At 71.9% G+C, this 14,211-nt stretch carries 15 protein-coding genes and 1 pseudogene; 9 read left to right on the forward strand and 7 right to left on the reverse strand.

Going from position 1 to position 14,211, the window contains the following annotated elements; all coding sequences use genetic code 11:
* The 4 genes and pseudogenes from ABD308_RS21015 to ABD308_RS21030 all read left to right on the forward strand — a co-directional run.
* Positions 1–321: pseudogene (locus tag ABD308_RS21015) on the forward strand (hypothetical protein); the annotation flags it as partial.
* Positions 318–1,349: a transaldolase family protein gene (locus ABD308_RS21020; protein WP_344337484.1), complete on the forward strand. Its 1,032-nt coding sequence runs from the start codon at positions 318–320 to the stop codon at positions 1,347–1,349. The pseudogene ABD308_RS21015 and the gene ABD308_RS21020, both read left to right, overlap by 4 nt.
* Positions 1,350–1,370: 21 nt before the next feature.
* On the forward strand, positions 1,371–2,675 hold the full coding sequence (locus tag ABD308_RS21025) for an MFS transporter (RefSeq protein WP_344337486.1): 1,305 nt from the start codon (positions 1,371–1,373) through the stop codon (positions 2,673–2,675).
* 166 nt (positions 2,676–2,841) lie between these two features.
* Entirely contained in the window at positions 2,842–3,036 is a 195-nt protein-coding gene (locus tag ABD308_RS21030) for a hypothetical protein (RefSeq protein ID WP_344337487.1), read from the forward strand.
* Here ABD308_RS21030 and ABD308_RS21035 read toward each other — a convergent pair.
* Together ABD308_RS21035 and ABD308_RS21040 are read right to left on the reverse strand one after the other, a co-directional pair.
* The gene (locus tag ABD308_RS21035) at positions 3,020–3,421 is read right to left on the reverse strand and encodes a hypothetical protein (RefSeq protein WP_344337488.1); all 402 of its coding nucleotides are present in this window, start codon (positions 3,419–3,421) and stop codon (positions 3,020–3,022) included. The genes ABD308_RS21030 and ABD308_RS21035 overlap by 17 nt on opposite strands.
* A 56-nt stretch (positions 3,422–3,477) precedes the next feature.
* On the reverse strand, positions 3,478–4,686 hold the full coding sequence (locus ABD308_RS21040) for a serine hydrolase domain-containing protein (protein ID WP_344337490.1): 1,209 nt from the start codon (positions 4,684–4,686) through the stop codon (positions 3,478–3,480).
* A gap of 227 nt (positions 4,687–4,913) precedes the next feature.
* On the opposite strand from ABD308_RS21040, the gene ABD308_RS21045 reads away from it, so the two are divergent.
* A complete protein-coding gene (locus ABD308_RS21045; RefSeq protein WP_344337492.1) occupies positions 4,914–5,642 on the forward strand; it encodes a GbsR/MarR family transcriptional regulator in 729 nt (242 codons plus the stop codon).
* An 83-nt stretch (positions 5,643–5,725) separates the two neighbouring features.
* Here ABD308_RS21045 and ABD308_RS21050 read toward each other — a convergent pair whose 3' ends face one another.
* Complete coding sequence (locus ABD308_RS21050) at positions 5,726–6,280, reverse strand: GNAT family N-acetyltransferase (RefSeq protein ID WP_344337493.1); 555 nt, start codon at positions 6,278–6,280, stop codon at positions 5,726–5,728.
* Positions 6,281–6,289: 9 nt separating this feature from the next.
* Entirely contained in the window at positions 6,290–7,603 is a 1,314-nt protein-coding gene (locus tag ABD308_RS21055; protein WP_344337495.1) for an NsdA family TPR-like regulatory protein, read from the reverse strand.
* 214 nt (positions 7,604–7,817) lie between these two features.
* On the opposite strand from ABD308_RS21055, the gene ABD308_RS21060 reads away from it, so the two are divergent.
* Together ABD308_RS21060 and ABD308_RS21065 are read left to right on the forward strand one after the other, a co-directional pair.
* Positions 7,818–9,056: an SIR2 family protein gene (locus tag ABD308_RS21060; protein ID WP_344337496.1), complete on the forward strand. Its 1,239-nt coding sequence runs from the start codon at positions 7,818–7,820 to the stop codon at positions 9,054–9,056.
* Positions 9,057–9,205: 149 nt separating this feature from the next.
* The gene (locus tag ABD308_RS21065; RefSeq protein WP_344337498.1) at positions 9,206–10,528 is read left to right on the forward strand and encodes a UDP-glucose dehydrogenase family protein; all 1,323 of its coding nucleotides are present in this window, start codon (positions 9,206–9,208) and stop codon (positions 10,526–10,528) included.
* A 53-nt stretch (positions 10,529–10,581) separates the two neighbouring features.
* Here the strand turns inward: ABD308_RS21065 and ABD308_RS21070 are convergent, their stop codons facing one another.
* Both ABD308_RS21070 and ABD308_RS21075 read right to left on the reverse strand, forming a co-directional pair.
* A complete protein-coding gene (locus ABD308_RS21070) occupies positions 10,582–10,800 on the reverse strand; it encodes a DUF397 domain-containing protein (RefSeq protein WP_344337500.1) in 219 nt (72 codons plus the stop codon).
* Positions 10,797–11,627 (reverse strand): helix-turn-helix domain-containing protein, encoded by an 831-nt coding sequence (locus ABD308_RS21075; RefSeq protein ID WP_344337502.1) that lies wholly within the window; start codon positions 11,625–11,627, stop codon positions 10,797–10,799. The genes ABD308_RS21070 and ABD308_RS21075 overlap by 4 nt, the downstream gene beginning before the upstream one ends.
* 136 nt (positions 11,628–11,763) lie before the next feature.
* Between ABD308_RS21075 and ABD308_RS21080 the strand changes: the two genes are divergently transcribed.
* Complete coding sequence (locus ABD308_RS21080; protein ID WP_344337504.1) at positions 11,764–12,000, forward strand: hypothetical protein; 237 nt, start codon at positions 11,764–11,766, stop codon at positions 11,998–12,000.
* Between the two features lie 187 nt (positions 12,001–12,187).
* A complete protein-coding gene (locus ABD308_RS21085) occupies positions 12,188–12,676 on the forward strand; it encodes an NUDIX domain-containing protein (protein ID WP_344337506.1) in 489 nt (162 codons plus the stop codon).
* 13 nt (positions 12,677–12,689) lie between these two features.
* Here the strand turns inward: ABD308_RS21085 and ABD308_RS21090 are convergent.
* Positions 12,690–14,211, reverse strand: a 1,522-nt coding sequence (locus tag ABD308_RS21090) for a LuxR C-terminal-related transcriptional regulator (protein WP_344337507.1), incomplete at its 5' end; no start/stop codon positions are given.

Consider the following 14,211-nt stretch of genomic DNA (forward strand, 5'->3'; position numbering starts at 1 on the left):
CTGGTCGGCTTCGGACTGGTCCCGGCCCTGCAGTCCAGGATCGTCGAACTCGCGGGCCCCGGCGGGGACTTCGCCGCCACCCTGGGCGTCTCGGCGGCCAACGCCGGGATCGCCGCCGGCGCCGCTCTGGGCGGCTGGACGGTCGGCGCGCACGGCGTCGGCACGGTCGTGCCGCTCGGCGCCGCGATCTGCCTGGCCGCGCTGCTCGCCGTGGCGGCCTCCTCCCGCCTGCGGCCCGCCCCGCACCCCGTGCCACCCGCTGCTCCGCACTCCCTTCCCCTCGATCTCCCCCTCGACCGTGAAAGGACCCTACGAGCATGATCGGCACCCTTGAGCACCCGCCGGTACGCGCCTCGCGTCCGTCGGCGCGCACCTCCCGCCCGGCCGCCGCGCGCACCGCGCGCCCGGCCTCCGCCCTCGCCGTCTGGTACCAGCACACCCCGTCCGGCCAGGCCGGCCGCGACCGGGTCTGGGACCTCGTCGAGGCCGGGAGGATCACCTCCATCGCCCTCACCGGACCCGCCCCCGAGGACGAACTCCGCTGGCTCTGCGACCTGTTGTCCCCGCTCCACGAACGCGGCGACGGCCGCGACGGACTGGTGTCCGTCCCGATCGCCGCCCGCAGCCGCAACGCCTGCGACCAGGTGCACGCCGCCCGCCGGCTCACCGCCGCCGTCCACCGCCCCAACCTGCTGCCCGCCCTCCCCGCCTCCGACCCCGGCCTCGCCGCCCTCACCTCCCTGCTCGGCGAGGGCATCGGCGTCCGGATCGGCCCGCTGCACTCCGTCGCCCGCTACCGGCAGGCCGTCCGCGCCCACCTCGACGGGCTCGAACTCGCCCGCTGGCGCGGCCTCGACCTGGCCGGCCTCACCTCCGTCGCGGCCTTCGGCGTCGGCGCCATCGACGTCGAGATCGACGCCCTGCTCGACCGGGCCGGCAGCCACGAGGCCAAGGCCCTGCGCGGCATGGCCGGCACCGCCACCACCCGGCTCGCCCGCGGCGTCCACGCCGACGCGCACTGCACCGACGCCTCCACCCGCTGGCGCGCCCTCGCCGCGGCCGGCGCCCGCCCGCAGCGGCTCGTCTGGACCCAGCTCTACCACGGCGTGCCCGGCCACCAGACCGCCCGCTACCTGGACGCGCTCGCCGCCCCGGGCGCCTGCGTCGAACTGTGCGCGCCCACCCTGGAGACCCTCGACGGCACCCCCGAGATCCGGACCCTGCGCAGCACCCGCGAGGACCAGGACGCGCAGGCGTTCACCGAGCGGCTGATCGCCTACCTGCGCTGGTTCGACATCCACCACGAGTCCGTCCTGAGTTCCCTCGACGCCGCCCACGCCCACCACTGACCCCCTCTCAGGAGCCCGCTCATGGCACCGCAGCTCCACCTGGACCTCGCCCGGTCCCCGTCGGACGCGCCCCCCTCGCCCCCGGTGCCGCGGATGGCCCTCGCCACCGGCGTGGTCGCGCTCGGCGGGCTGCTGTTCGGCTTCGACACCGGCGTCATCTCCGGCGCCCTGCTCTTCCTCAAGGACCAGCTGGCGCTGAACTCCTTCCAGGAGGGCGCGGTGATCTCGGCCCTGCTGCTCGGCGCCGCCGTCGGCGCCCTGGCCGGCGCCCGCCCGGCCGACCGCTTCGGCCGCCGCACGGCGCTGATCGGCGTCTCGGCCACCTTCACCGTCGGGCTGGCGCTGGCCGCCGCGGCACCCGACTTCTGGACGCTGCTGGCCGCCCGGGCCGTCCTCGGCCTGGCGGTCGGCAGCGCCTCGACGATCGTGCCGCTCTACCTCGCCGAGATCGCCCCGCCGCGACTGCGGGGGCGGATGATCACGGTGAACCAGATCCTGCTGACGGTGGGCATCCTGGTCTCCTACCTGGTCAACCTGGCCTTCGCGGGCGGCGGCGACTGGCGCGCGATGTTCGCCGTCGGGCTGATCCCCTCGGTGGCGATGCTGATCGGCACGTTCTTCATCCCGGAGACCCCGGCGTGGCTCGACGGCCGGACCTCCCGCCCCCGCACCGGACGGCCGCGCGCGCTGCTGACCACCCCCGGCGCCCGCGCCGCCCTGCTGATCGGAGTGACGCTGGCGGCGGTGCAGCAGTTCGGCGGGATCAACTCGATCATCTACTACGCGCCGAGCATCATGGCCCGCGCCGGCCTGCCCGCCACCAGCTCCATCGGCTACTCGGTCGCGATCGGCACGGTGAACGTGCTGCTCACCATCGCCGCCGTCCCGCTGATCGACCGCGTCGGCCGGCGCCCGTTGCTGCTCTGGTCCCTGGCGGGCATGGCCGTCTCGCTGACCGCCCTCGGCGTCGTCCTCGGCCCCGCGCACCCCGGCCCGGTCGGCAACGCCGTCGCCCTGGTCGCCATGACCTCCTACGTCGGCTCCTTCGCCATCGGCCTGGGCCCGGTCTTCTGGATCCTCGCCGCCGAGATCTTCCCGCCCGAGTCCCGGGCCCGTGGCACCGGCCTGTGCGCCCTGGTCAACTGGGCCGCCAACTTCGTCGTCGGCCAGGCCTTCCTCCCGACGGCCGACGCGGTGGGCGAGCGGTGGGTCTTCTGGTTCTTCGCGGCGGTCTCGCTGGGCGCGGTCCTGTTCGTCGCCCGCCGTGTCCCCGAGACCAAGAACCGCTCCCTGGGCGAGATCCAGTCCGCCCTGGGCACCCGCTGATCGCCCCGGTCCTGTCACGGAGCAGGAAGTCGGACCGGCCGACTTCCTGCTCCGCGCTCGTACCCGCCGCTGGTTGACGTCCGGCCGTGGACGCCGCCGATCATGGTCCGGTACCGGATACCGGATCGCCAGGAGGCCGGCCGCGCATGTGGGGCAAGTGGATCGAGTGCGAGGTGCCCCGGAGCGCTACCTGGTCACCACCCTGTGGTCCGGCGCCGACGCCCACCGGCGGTACGCCGCGGAGCGGTTGCCGGCCCTGCGCGAGCGCGCGGCGCCCGAGGACGACGTGCGCGTGCTGTCCGGTCACCTGCTGCCGCTGGAGCCGGGGTGGACCGTGCCACCGGTCAGGCGGCGGCGGTGAGGGCGTCGTTGATCTTGCGGGTGATCTCGGCCATGGCGGGGGTGGGCTCGCCCTTGCGGGCCTGGGCGGCGGTGGCGAGGGCGACGTTGACGACGGCGCGGAAGTTCTCGGCCTCGGCCGGGTCCTGGGCGTGGAGCAGGGTCGCGGCGGCGGTCAGGGCCGGCAGGACGTGGTCGGCGACGGTCCTGCCGTCGAGGCCCGGCACCTTGGTGTTCCCGGCGAGCGCGTGGCCGACCGGGCCGGTGCCGGAGGCCAGGGCGACGGAGCCGTGGGTGGCGATCCGGTGCGGCGAGCCGGTGGCGTCGGCGGCCGCCAGCAGCGCGACGGCGCCGTAGGCGGCGGTGCGCAGGGTGGTCTTGTCCTGATCGGTCAGGGTGAGCGACATGGTGGTGTGTTCCTTCGGTTGCCTGGGTGTTGTGGGTCGCGGACGCCGGTCGGCGGTCAGGCGTCGACGGCCTGGTAGACGGTGGTCCAGAAGTCGTGGATCAGCCGGGCCGCGTTCGGGACGGTCATCCCGACCTGGGTGAGCAGGATGCCGGTGACCCCGTTCACCGGGTCGGCGTAGGCCGAGGTGCCGCTGCCGCCGTCCCAGCCGAACTGGCCGATCGGCGCGTAGTCGCCGCGGTAGGTGCGCACCGCCATGCCGAGGCCCCAACCCCCGTGCTGCCCCTGGCCGTGCGAGAGGTGGACGAGGTCGCGGGCGAGGGCCTCGCGGGCGGCGGTCTGCTCGGGGGTGAGGCGGTTGGTGGTCATCAGCTGGACGACGGGGCGGGAGAGGACGCGCTCGCCGCCGTGCACGCCGCCGTTCAGCAGCATCCGGAAGTAGGCGTGGAAGTCGTCGACGGTGGAGACCAGCCCACCGCCGCCGCCCGGGAACGCCGGGGGCCTGCTCCAACGGCCGTCCGCCGGCTCGTCCCAGACGTGGAACTCCCCGGTCCGCGGGTCGGGGGCGTAGAGGGGCGGCAGCCGGTCGATGGCGTCGGCGGGCACGTGGAAGCCGGTGTCCTTCATGCCCAGCGGGCCGAAGACGCGCTCGCGGAGGAAGGTCTCGAACGGCTGGCCGGTGACCCGGGCGACGAGCACGCCGAGGACGTCGCTGGCGATCTGGTACTGCCAGCGCTCGCCGGGGTGGTTCATCAGCGGGAGCGCGCCGAGGCGGCGGATCCACTCGTCGGGCTCGGGCATCGGCTGCGGGAGGTCGGGCGTGAGGCCGTTCTCGATGATCGCGGTCGCGATCGGGGTGCCGAGGGCCGCGATGTCCATGCCGATGCCGAAGGTGGACGTCAGCACGTCCCGCACGGTGATCGGCCGCCGGGCCGGGACGGTGTCGTCGAGCGGGCTGTCGATCCGCTTCAGCACCCGGCGGTCGGCGAGTTCGGGCAGCCAGGTCTCGACGAGGTCGTCCAGCCGGATGCGGCACTCGTCGAGCAGGATCGCGGCGGCGGCCATGGTGACCGGCTTGGAGGTCGAGGCCATCCGGAAGATCGTGTCGCGCGTCATCGGCGCGCCGCCGTCGTGGCTCATGGTGCCGACGGCCTCGACGTGGGTCTCGTCGCGGTGGCCGACGAGGGCGACGACGCCGGGGATGTCGCCGGATTCGACGTGCCGTTCGAGGACGGCGCGGACCTTGCGCAGGCTGTTCCTGTCCATCATGAGTCTCCCCACTCATTGCTGTTCGAGAACCTCTGAACGATGATGAAGCTACATTGCGTTTAGATATTCGTCAACGAGCAAAGCAGCGCGATGACAAGGTTCTTTGAGCATTCATTGCAATGATTGTGGAGCTGAATGCAATGAAGGACCCTGCCGTCTTTGCAATGAGATCCGAGTGAATGCATACTTCGGATCACGTGTCGACAGACGGAGGACGAAGACCGATGCCCGGAGGCAGGCTCACCAGCGAAGACCGTCAGCGCATCGCCGAAGGCCTGGCCGAAGGACTGGGGTACGCGGAACTCGGGCGGCGGCTCGGGCGGCCGGCCTCGACGGTCATGCGCGAGGTCACCCGCAACGGCGGCCCGGACGGCTACGCGGCGGAGCGGGCGGCGGAGGCCACGCAGACGCGGGCACGGCGGGCGAAGAAGGCCCAGCCGGAGGTGCCGGCGGTGACCGAGAGCGGGTACGGGCGGGATCCGCGGGCGGTGCGGGACTTCACGGAGGCCTTCACCGAACTGATCGCCCGGTCCGGACTCCCCAGGATGGAGGCGAGGGTGCTGGCCGCCGTCTTCACCACCGACGCCGGCTCCCTCACCGCCGCCGACCTGGTCCAGCGGCTGCGCGTGAGCGCCGCGTCCGTGTCACACGCGGTCGGATTCCTGGAGCAGCAGGGGCTGATCAGGAGGGAACGCCTGCCCGGCGAACGCCGCGAGCGCTACGTCACCGACGACGAGGTCTGGCTGCGGTCCATTCTCGGCGCCGCCGAGATGAACGAGACCCTGGCCGGCATGGCCCGCCAGGGCGCCGACGTCCTGGGCGAGGAGACGCCCGCGGGCGCCCGTTTCGCCTCGTCCGCCGAACTCTTCCTCCTGATCGGCGGATCCATGCGCGAACTGCTGGAGCAGTGCAGGCAACACCTCGCCGCCCGTGAGGACGAACGGCGAGCCTGATCACTCGACAGGGGCGCCGCCGGCCCGTCGACCGGCGGCGCCCTGGCAACGCGGTACGGGAATGTGGCTGGTGACAGCGGCGGTCAGTGCCGGGTCCGGAGCAGAAGCAGGTCGAGGACCGGGCCGTCGGGGCCCGCGTTGTACGGCCCGGCGTACCGGTAACCAAGGCGCCGGTAGAGCCGCTGGGCGCCCCTGTCGCCGGGCATGGCGAGCAGGGACGCCCATTCGGTGCGCAATGCCGCCAGCAGGCTGTCATGGATCCGCGTTCCGATTCCGTAGCCCTGCCAACCGGAGCGGACGGCGAGTTCGCAGATGCCTGCGAGGGACCGAGTGTTGCGGGCCTTGGGTTCGATGGCCGGGAGGAGCTGTTCGCCGAACCAGTAGGTGGGGGTGCAGTGGAAGCCGTAGCCGAAGCCGACGGTCTGATCGGCGAGCGAGGCGACGATCAGGACGAACTCCTCGTGCCGGGTGTGCCCGGTGATCTGGCGGCGCAGAGCCTCCGAGGTGAAGCCGGCCTGAGCGACATCATCGTGGCCGGTGTGGGCGTCGGTCCAGATGTCGGCGAGGGTGTCGAGCAGAACCGCTATGTCATCGACACCGTGACGGTGCAGGGACACCTGTGGCGGGGAGGAGATCATTGGCGTACTTCAGACGGCTGGGACGGCGGTCCGGTAGGTGTCGAGGTACTCGGCCACCTCGGGCACCGCCCGGTAGACCTCCAGCGACTCGGCGACGCTCTGCAGGGCGAGGGCGAGCCGCTCGGAGTGGACATTCTGGAGGTAGGCGAGGGTCCGGTGGCCAGCCTCGACGGCCGCGTCGAGATCGGGCCGCTCCCGGCTGGCCTGATGAAGCGCCAGGTCGGCGGTGTAGAGAGCCGCGTTGCGGGCATTGCCCCCGGCGAAAAGCATCACGGCCTGCTCCGCGCCCGCACACGCGCGGTCGTACTGGCCGAGATCCGCGCGGCACAGTGACTCCAGTCCTGCCAGCTCGGCCGGGACGAAGAACCCCAGCCAGTCCGGGTCGGTCTCCCGTGGCCCCTTGGCATACAAGTCGTACGCCCGGACCAACGCCTGCTCGGTCAGCACGCGATCGCCCTGCAGCGCCCAGCCGCGCGCCTCACGCATCGCCAGGAGGGCCAGCCAGCGCGGTGAGCCGAGGTCGGCGGCCGCGCGCTGCGCCACCTGGGCGGTCCCGACGGCTTCGCGGGGGCGGCCGGTGGTGTGGGCGAGCAGGGACAGGCACGCGAACGCGTGCGCCTCCAGCCCTGGGTCGTCGGCATGGCGAGCACTGGCCAGCGCCTCCGTGTACAGGGAGCGGGCGTCCTTGGTGCGACCGGCGTCGAGCGCGATCCAGCCAGCCACGACCGACAGCATTCCGGTGGCGGTGTGCAGTTGGCGGCCGACGTCCGCGCTGTAGCGGCCGTGCGCCAACCAGGCGCGAGCGGTGTCCAACGCGGTCGCTGCCTGCTCGGCGAGGTCGGCTGAGCCGTGGTCGCGGTCCTGCGCGTACAGCGCCAGTTCGGCCTCCCGGAGTGCCTGAACGTGGTCGCGGCCCAGCGCCGGTCCCGTGTCCAGGTAGTCGCCACCGCCCGCGCATTGCGGGACGGCGGCGGTCAGCACCACGGTCCCGACTCCGAGGAGCACGCTGCGTCGGCGCATGTCCTCATCACCGCCTCTCGTCGGATCCGCCGCCACGGGCACGGTTGTTCCACACCGGGACGGTGGGGGCGTGAAGCCCAGTTCCGTGGCGTCCCGGCCGGTCACCCGTTCCAGGAGCCGGCGGTACTTGGCCCGCGGCCAGGCGGTCGTGCCGTCCTCCCACGTCGCGATCGTGCGGGCGACCAGGTAGACCAGTTCGCCCCCCTTGATCGACTCACTCACAAGGAACTCTGCGGCCTCGCGGCGCGACATGTCCCATTCGACCTCGCGGACCCACCGGAACACATTGTTCGGCTTTCCCATACCCGCCCCCGGGGGACCCGCACCACCGCCACCACTCACGTTCAGAGGGTAGCGAACCGTGCGCGCTCGGCTACAGTGCCAGCAGGGTGGAAATTACCGTGACAGACCGGTCCTTCATCGGGATTTCACCGCCCTCTGACATCGCATCCGCACCCCGAACCCGGGTTCCCTGGTTCCACGCCCAGCACCGCCGGGCCATGACCAAGGAGGCACCGTGCTTCTACCCCACGTCGTCATCGACTCTCTGACCGACGACCAGTCCGCCATGTGGCGCGAGCACTTCGCGCCAGAGCCCGGCAACCGGGACCCGGGCATCGAAGAGGGCATCTGGCGGCGGACCCAGGACCCGCGCAACGCCGAGCAATCCGGCTGGACCGAGGACGACAACGGCCGGCGCCGCGTCGTCCACTACCGCCTCCACTACGGCATCGACCGCAGCCGCCCCACCGATCGCCTGGTGGCGGAGGAGTTGTACCTGTACGTCTCGTGGCTGGCTCCGGCCGACGAGGTCGCGGCGCACTGCGCGGACCTGAAGAAATGGCTCTTCGAGGGCCGCTGGAAGCCCACCGGCGAAGGCGCCACCTGGCGCCGCGGTGACCTGTACGCCACGCTCACCGAGTATGACGTCCACCCCCAGGACGACCGGGCCGACCGCGACACCCCGACCGGATTCCGCTCGATCGACATGGTGATCCAGTCGGTGGACTACCACCTTCCCCGGGCGTCGCGGAACGTCCCGTGGGACGTGCTGGCCGGTGGGATGCGCATCAAGGAGGAGCGCGGCACCCCCGAGTACGCCGAGGATCTGTCCGGCCTGCTGGAGCACCTGCCGTTCGTGGTGGAGGCCGGGTGCGGCACCAGCATTGAGGCCGGCGTACCCCCGCTGCACTTCCTCCACGAGGTCTACCGGGTCACCGCCCGCCGGGGAAACGACCTCACCCAGGGCTACGCCTTCACGATGACCCCGGCCGAGGACATCCTGGTGCAGGAGGTACTGACCGACACCGAGCGCAAGGTCGACGACATGGTCGGCATGTTCCGGCATCTGCTACAGGCCCGGCCGACCGCGGCGCACCGGGTCCTGAAGGCCCTGCACGACGCCGGGTACGCGATCGGGCCGGTGGCGACGCACAACTTCGACCGGCTCTTCGCCCGGGCCGGGTTGCCGGAGGCCCTCATGCGTCGGTACGACCAGCGGACGCCCGACATGCACTACCCGCCGCAGGCCAAGGCGTTGCTGGTGATCGGTCTGCATGCCGACCGACGCGACGTCCAGAAGCGCGCCCGTGCGATCGGATTGAAGGTCTTCTTCGTGGACACCGAGGGCGTCACCGAACACGGCTCCCACAAGGAGTACCTGATCGAGGGCGCGGGGGAGGGTGACGTCGTCGTGCGTTCCGAGGCGATCCCGGCCCTGCACCGGCTGGCCGAACTCCTGAGCGTCAGGTGCTGACCGTCCGCAGGTCCCGGGCGGGCTTTGGCGGCGTCGCTCCTGCGGCGAGTGGCGGACCATCGAATCCAGCCGACCGGCCCTCCGGCAACCGGTAGCGTCAGGGGCACACCGAGTAACGGTGCGCCCCTGCGCCCAGACAAGGACCCTCCATGCGCGTCTCCGTGATCGGCTGCGGCCACCTCGGCATCCCGCACGCGGCGGCGATGGCCGACCTCGGGCACGAGGTCATCGGCGTGGACGTCGATCGCGACAAGGTGGAGCGGCTCAACAACGGCGAGTGCCCCATCTTCGAACCCGGCTTGCCCGAACTCCTCGCCACGCACATCGCCGGCGGGCGCCTGCGTTTCACCACTGACATCGCCGAAGCGGCCGGCTTCGCCGAACTGCACTTCATCGGCGTCGGTACCCCGATCGACGCCGACGGGCGCTCCTACGACAACGGTCAGGTCTTCGGCGCGATCCGCCAGCTCGCCCCGCACCTCACCACGGCCTGCACGATCGTGGGCAAGTCCACGGTCACCGTCGGCACCACCACCGAAGTCACCGCCCTCGCCCAGCGCCTGGCCCCCGCCGGTACCGGCGTCGAGGTCGTCTGGAACCCGGAGTTCCTTCGTGAGGGCCACGCGGTGGAGGACACCCTGCGCCCGGACCGCATCATCGCCGGGGTCACCAGCGCGGAGGGCGAGAAGGCGATCCGCGCGGTGTACGCCGCAATCCTGGACACCGGAGTCCCGCTGTTCGTCTGCGACCCCGCGACGGCGGAGCTGGCGAAGGGCGCGGCGAACACCTTCCTCGGCCTCAAGATCAGCTACATCAACGGCGTCGCGGACATGTGCGAGAAGGCCGGCGGCGATGTCGCGAAGATCGTGGAGATCCTGGGCATCGACCCGCGGATTGGCACGGGCGGCATGCAGCCGGGAATCGGCTACGGCGGCGGCTGCCTACCCAAGGACGTCAGGGCGTTCACCGCCTCCGCCCGACTGCTCGGCGCCCCCGCCGCGGCGGATCTCCTGCTCGCCGCCGAGAAGATCAACGAGTCCCGCACCGGCGTCGCCATGGACCTCATCACCGACGCCCTCGGGGACCGGCCGCTCCGGGGCACCCGCGTCACCGTGCTGGGCGCCGCGTTCAAGCCCAACACCAGTGACGTTCGCGAGTCCCCCGCCTTGGCCCTTGCCCTGGCCCTGCACCGCGCCGGCGCCGTCGTCACCGTGCACGACCCCCAGGCCGTGGCCAACGCCATGGTCCGCAACCCCGAACTCGACTCCACCACAGACCTCCCCGCCGCGCTAACCGGCGCCGAACTGGTGGTCCTGGCAACCGAATGGCCCGAGTACCGACTGGCCGACCCCACCGTCTTGGTGAAGCTGCCCGACTACCCGGTGCTGGTCGACTGCCGTACCACCCTCGACCCGGCGCCCTGGCGCACCGCAGGTTGGCGCGTCCACCAGCTCGGCCGTCCAGGGAAGTAGGTAGTCGGCGATGGGCCTCGACCGGCGGGTCGAGGCCCATCGGTGAGTCCGCCTCAGATGGTGCCGAACTCTCCGGCCTGGACGGCGGTGACGAAGGAGCGCCAGGCGTCGGCGGGGAAGACGAGCGCGGGGCCGGCGGAGTCCTTGGAGTCGCGGACGGGGACGACGGCCGGGAAACCAGGGGCGACCTCGATGCAATTCCCACCGTTCTGGCTGTAGCTGGACTTCAGCCAGGCGGCGCCGGTCAGGTCTACGGGGGCGGTGCGGCTCATGATCGGAGGTCCTTCCGGGCTGCGCGGATCATTTCGAGGGATGCCACATCCGAGCTGGATCCCACCTGCAGCCGATCGTAGTCTCTGGCCCACAGGGTGACTGTCTGTGATTCCCTGGTGAGGAAGCCGCGCTCTTGGGATTCGGTGTACCCCAGCATGCTGCGGTCTGCCATGGTCAGCAGAACGACCGGCAACGCGAGGGACCGGCGTTCACCCATCGAGAACGGCGCCACCTGAATGATAGTCCGGGGGCGGTCGGCCAACTCCTCCAAGCGTTCGAGTTGTTCGCGCATGACCCGCGATCCCCCAACAATGCGCCGAAGACAGCTTTCATCCAGAACGGTGTGGACAAATGGCGACGCAGGACCGTTGAGCCGCTGTTGGCGGGTGAGAAGGTAGGCGACCCTCCCGTCCGCGGCCTCTTCCGTGATGACTCCTCGCCGCACATCCGCTGCCGCCATCGTCTCCGCGTAGGCCCTGGTCTGGAACAGCCCTGGGATGACACCGAGTTCGAACTGGCGGAGCTCGACGGCCTTCGCCTCATGTGCCACATACTCCGGGAATCCTTCCAACAAGGAAGGGCCACTGAGGCTCCAGTACATGAGTTCCAGGGTTCCACCGGTATCCAACACCTGGTCGGCCACTCGGACCCAGTCGAGTGTGGGAGTCCGTGTACCTCTTTCGAGGTTGGAGATCTGGCTGTCACTCAGGTTGGTGATCCGCCCCAACTCGACCTGACTGAGCCCCGCCGCCTTTCGTGACCTGCGAAGTTGAACACCGAAGGCGGCAAGGGGAGATGTCGCCGGGTCCAGTTCCGTCTCACGCATGATCAGACCTCTTCGATCCCTGAATCCCACGGGGATATCTGTCAAGTGGGGATGCCTTCCGATCCTAGGGCTCCAAAGTCCGCCATGGCTACACCCCGTAGGAGATCGGGAACCCTGCGCAACCAATGGAGCCCCCATGCCCATTTACACCCCCACCGTCGGCGAGGTCGTCCGGGACCTCGCGCACCGCGACTTCACCGGAAAGCCCGTCGAGGCCGTCTACATGGACACTCTCGCGAAGCTGGTCTACCTCCGGCCCCTCGCCGGCGGCTGCGAGTGGACCACCGCGCCCGAAGCGATCCAGGCCCTCCCCGCGCCCCGCTTCATCACCGTCCAGCACCCCAGCAGGCCCCGCGCCGCCGACGTGGCGTGAAGCTGCTCGGCGCCGTCCTCGGCGTCCCCGCCCTCTCCACCCTCACCGCCACGGCCGTCTGCTGGCCCATCCGCAACGGGCCGCTCGGGCCGCGACTGCTCATCTTCGGGCTGATTCTCTCCGCCGGTGTCTGTGCCGGACTGCCCGCCTGTTTCACCTGGCTCTCGCCGAACAGGAGCACCCCCGCATGCTGCACAACCTCCCCGCCATCCTCACCAACCCGCCCCGCCGACGCCTCGGCCACCAGACCCTCATCCTCAACCGCGACGGCGCGATCCTCCTGATCGGAACCGCCTACAAGTCCGGCCTCATGCTCCCCGGTGGCAGCGCCGAGGCCAACGAACTCCCCCACCTCGCCGCCCGCCGCCACACCGAAACCGAAACCGGCCTCGTCCTCCCCCTGCGCCACATCCTCGCCACCGACTACGTCTCCGCCCACCACCTCCCCGAAGGCGTCAACTTCGTCTACTGGGGCGGCCACCTCACCCCCGCCCAGGAAACCACCGTCGCCCGCCACCGACCCCCCGCCACCATCACCGCCGTCCACTGGCTCCACCCCCACCAACTCCCCGACGCCATGGACCCCGAACAGCACCGCCGCACCACCCACGCCCTCACCGCCCTCACCCGCGGCATCCACCTCCCCTTCCTCCTCCGCGGAACCCCCGCCGAATAGGAAACCCACCCCCTCAGAACAGCGCCACCAGCTCCGTCCGCGAGGCGATCCCCAGCTTCGGGTACGCCTTGTACAGGTGGTGCCCGACCGTCCGCGGGCTCAGGAACAACTGCGCCGCGATGTCCCGGTTGGTGAGCCCCTGCGCCGCCAGCCGGGCAATCTGCAACTCCTGCGGCGTGAGCGCCGTGAGCGCCCCTACCGTCGCCTGCGCCGGGGCAGCGCTGCCAGTAGCGGTCAGTTCGGCGCGGGCCCGGTCCGCCCAAGGTGTCGCACCCAGCCGCTCGAAGACCTCCAGCGCCGCGCCCAGGTGCGGCCTGGCGTCCGTCCGCCGCCGTTCCCGCCGCAGCCACTCGCCGTACAGCAGGGCCGTCCGCGCCTGTTCGAACGAGCGGTGCGTGCCCTCGTGCAGCTCCAGCGCCGCCCGGTACGCGGCCTCCGCCAACTCGTCCGGCCCCAACAGCGCCTGGCAGCGCAGCAGCAGCGCCTCCGCCCACGGCGTCCCGGCCGCACCGACCCAGCGGGCGAAGCGCTCATACGCCTCCGCAGCCCGCTCCGGCTCGCCCAGCCGGACGGCCGCCTCGACCAGGTCCGGCACCGCCCGGGTCGCGCCCACGTGGTGCCGGTACGGCCCCGTGGTGAGCGCGTGCAGCCGGTCGGCGGCGACCGCCACCCGTCCCCGCCCCAGGTCCAGCAGCGCGAGCGCCCACCGCGCCCACGGCTCGCCGGCCGCAGGGGCGGGGGAACCGGAGGCGAGCGCCTCCGCCGCCAGCTCCGCGCACCGCTCGTCCGAACCGCCGAGCGCCGCCAAGCAAGCCAGCAGGGCGGCGAGTTGGCTGGTCCACTGGTGCTGCCCGGTGTCCCGCGCCAGCGCATACCCCTCCGCCGCCGTGACCTCGGCGTCGCGGTGCCGCCCATGGAACAACTCGGCCTCGGCACGGAAGAACTGGAGCGTGGGCAGCACCCCCACCGTCCCCTTCGCCCGCGCCTCCGCGATCAGCTCGGCGGCCAGCTCCAGCGTCTCGTGGTCCCGCCCGAGGACGAGCGCCGCACCGCACAGCTGCACCAGGTCGACGGGGCTCTCCGCCCCCGCCTTGCGCGCCGCCTCCACCGTGACGCGCACGTCCGGCACCGGATCAACCGACCGCCCCAGCGCGGGCAGCACGGCGGCCGGCAGGTGCCGGGCCAGCGGGGCGAGCGGCTCCTCCGGGCCGAGCGGGAGGGCGGCCAGCCGGTCGAGCACGACGGCCACCGGCTCCTCGCCGACGTACCAGGCGGCGTGAAAGGCCTGGAGCAGCATCCGCGCGGCGTGCGCGGGCTCGATGTCGGTGGCGGCGGCGTCCAGCAGCAGCCGGTACGCGGCCGGGTAGGCGCCGCGCCAGAAGTGGGCGACGGCCCTGACCTGGTCCAGCAGGGCGTGCGCGAAGACGCTGTCGGTGCGCGCCCCGGCCCGGTCGGCCAGCGCCTCGGCCTGCGCCAACGCGCCCTCCTCGGTGGCCGCTTCGGCGGCGAGCACCAGCAGGCCGGCGGCGCCGTCG

Origin of the sequence: Kitasatospora putterlickiae, from assembly GCF_039527695.1 — a bacterium.
Taxonomy (GTDB): domain Bacteria; phylum Actinomycetota; class Actinomycetes; order Streptomycetales; family Streptomycetaceae; genus Kitasatospora; species Kitasatospora putterlickiae.

What these genes read in the sequence shown, in the direction of transcription:
- ABD308_RS21080 (WP_344337504.1), top strand. Translation starts at nt 11,764, where the DNA reads ATGCCCATTTACACCCCCACCGTCGGCGAGGTCGTCCGGGACCTCGCG.
- ABD308_RS21040 (WP_344337490.1), bottom strand. Translation starts at nt 4,686, where the DNA reads ATGGACAGGAACAGCCTGCGCAAGGTCCGCGCCGTCCTCGAACGGCAC.
- ABD308_RS21050 (WP_344337493.1), bottom strand. Translation starts at nt 6,280, where the DNA reads ATGATCTCCTCCCCGCCACAGGTGTCCCTGCACCGTCACGGTGTCGAT.
- ABD308_RS21070 (WP_344337500.1), bottom strand. Translation starts at nt 10,800, where the DNA reads ATGAGCCGCACCGCCCCCGTAGACCTGACCGGCGCCGCCTGGCTGAAG.
- ABD308_RS21065 (WP_344337498.1), top strand. Translation starts at nt 9,206, where the DNA reads ATGCGCGTCTCCGTGATCGGCTGCGGCCACCTCGGCATCCCGCACGCG.
- ABD308_RS21055 (WP_344337495.1), bottom strand. Translation starts at nt 7,603, where the DNA reads ATGGGAAAGCCGAACAATGTGTTCCGGTGGGTCCGCGAGGTCGAATGG.
- ABD308_RS21085 (WP_344337506.1), top strand. Translation starts at nt 12,188, where the DNA reads ATGCTGCACAACCTCCCCGCCATCCTCACCAACCCGCCCCGCCGACGC.
- ABD308_RS21045 (WP_344337492.1), top strand. Translation starts at nt 4,914, where the DNA reads ATGCCCGGAGGCAGGCTCACCAGCGAAGACCGTCAGCGCATCGCCGAA.
- ABD308_RS21025 (WP_344337486.1), top strand. Translation starts at nt 1,371, where the DNA reads ATGGCACCGCAGCTCCACCTGGACCTCGCCCGGTCCCCGTCGGACGCG.
- ABD308_RS21020 (WP_344337484.1), top strand. Translation starts at nt 318, where the DNA reads ATGATCGGCACCCTTGAGCACCCGCCGGTACGCGCCTCGCGTCCGTCG.
- ABD308_RS21075 (WP_344337502.1), bottom strand. Translation starts at nt 11,627, where the DNA reads ATGCGTGAGACGGAACTGGACCCGGCGACATCTCCCCTTGCCGCCTTC.
- ABD308_RS21035 (WP_344337488.1), bottom strand. Translation starts at nt 3,421, where the DNA reads ATGTCGCTCACCCTGACCGATCAGGACAAGACCACCCTGCGCACCGCC.